At 34.5% G+C, this 1,790-nt stretch carries 1 protein-coding gene and 1 pseudogene; both read left to right on the plus strand.

Features of this window, described 5'->3' with window-relative positions; genetic code table 11:
• A pseudogene (locus V7150_RS26060) lies at positions 1-309 on the plus strand (hypothetical protein); the annotation flags it as partial.
• A gap of 618 nt (positions 310-927) precedes the next feature.
• The gene (locus V7150_RS26730) at positions 928-1,419 is read left to right on the plus strand and encodes an ankyrin repeat domain-containing protein (RefSeq protein ID WP_438825763.1); all 492 of its coding nucleotides are present in this window, start codon (positions 928-930) and stop codon (positions 1,417-1,419) included.
• The last annotated feature ends 371 nt before the right edge of the window (positions 1,420-1,790 follow it).

Below are 1,790 nucleotides of genomic sequence, written 5' to 3' on the forward strand. Positions count from 1 at the left end.
AATTATATTTTTAATAGAATAACCACTTATTTATTAATCGAGCGTTTTATTAAGTGGTTAGAATTAATAAGACAGCCAGAAAGGTTCCGAAATGGTTATCCAGATGATAACATCCCGATGTATTTCGCGAAAATTCCATTAAAAGCCAATGATGAAATTAGTTTTTATTTACCCAAAAATCGAATTTTATATATAAAAAATGTTATAAAAGAGATAGGAAAGCAAAAAAATTGCCCCATAAAAAAGACAACTAAGTATCCACCATTTCAACATCCGATTCAAGTTGCTATTGATTATGAATTTAAGTAAAAACATCGTCGGCTTAAATGGGGGGACCTCTATATTAACCGGGTTTATTTGAGGGCCAACCGATTTTTGCAATTTAAATCCCTAGTTTCTGTGTTTTAGATTATTGCAGTTATTTTCATGGTCAGGAAAGGAATGGGTATTAATATGGGTTTGGCAAACAAGAACTTTAAATTTTTTCTGATTACTGTGGTTTTAGTAGCAATTGGGTTAATTTATCTGGTATTTGTAAAAGGTTATTGGTTCTATGGATCGTATACATGGGAACACTCCAATATAAAAAGATACACAGAGGCGGACTATAAAAAAAGTGAGGAATTTTTACGGCTTTTTCAGATGTCGGAAGAAGACTCGAAAAATCCTGAAAAAATTAAAGAGCAGCAGGAAAAGTTAGTCAAACTCATAAATTCAGGTCTTGAAGTAAACTGCCCTGTACGTGGCTACAACATTGAAAGTGCGGAGACAGAGTATGCGGATTTACCGCTTGCAGTGGCAAGTAATCGTGGAAACTTTGAGATTGCTAAACTGCTAATTGAAAAAGGGGCAGTGGTTGGAAGAATTAAAGGGTTGCCATCTGCACTTGATGTCACACTTAGTTTTTACGATGAAAATGACTTACAAATGGTGAAATTTCTCATTGAAAATGGCGCTGATGAAAACGTTGCGGCGGAAGGTACCTACTATACAAATATTGCAAGTCACCTCGTTACAATAGGGGCAGTTAAATTGGTGAATAAAGAAGATGCTCACAAAGCTACGCTTATTTTTAAGGAACTAGAGGCGGCAGGTGCAGAGCTCAATCAGAAACAAGTGGTATTGGCCGCCCGGGCTAACAATGTAGAACTCTTGAACTACTTAATCGAAGAAAAGGGAATGGATGTAAATCAAGGTTTGGAAAAGCCTCCGGCGGAAGTATTTACTCCACTAATAGGTGCTAGTTCTACTAATGCTTTAGATACTGCAAAATATTTGTTGGAACATGGAGCAAGATACATCGGGATGTTATCATCTGGAGAACCACTACGGAACCTTTTGAACTGTTTTATCAATTCTAACCACTTAATAAAACGCTCGATTAATAAANNCAAAATATTTGTTGGAACACGGAGCTAATAAAAACTTGGTAGATTCACTTGGACGAAAGGCAATAGATTATGCGAGTACGGAAGAAATGAAAACACTACTGAATAAGTATAATTGAAAGGTAAAGAGATTTCATTATTAGCTTCAAGCATAAGGCCACCAACATCCTGGTGGCTAATTTGCTTCTTATTGGAACTTGACAATTTTATTTAAGTTAGGCAAGAAAAAAACAAGGAGAAGTCATTTTTTAAATTTACCAGAAATATATTTAAAATGTTTAGACTTTCTTGTCCAAAAATAAAACCATAATAAGGGTTTAGACTTTTTTGTCTTTGAACAAAAAGTGAATAGAAGTGAGGTTTACGTCAACTACAAAAAGATTATTACGTAAAATATAAATT

This window comes from Neobacillus drentensis, assembly GCF_036965245.1.
In the GTDB taxonomy this organism is placed as follows: domain Bacteria; phylum Bacillota; class Bacilli; order Bacillales; family Cytobacillaceae; genus Neobacillus; species Neobacillus drentensis_G.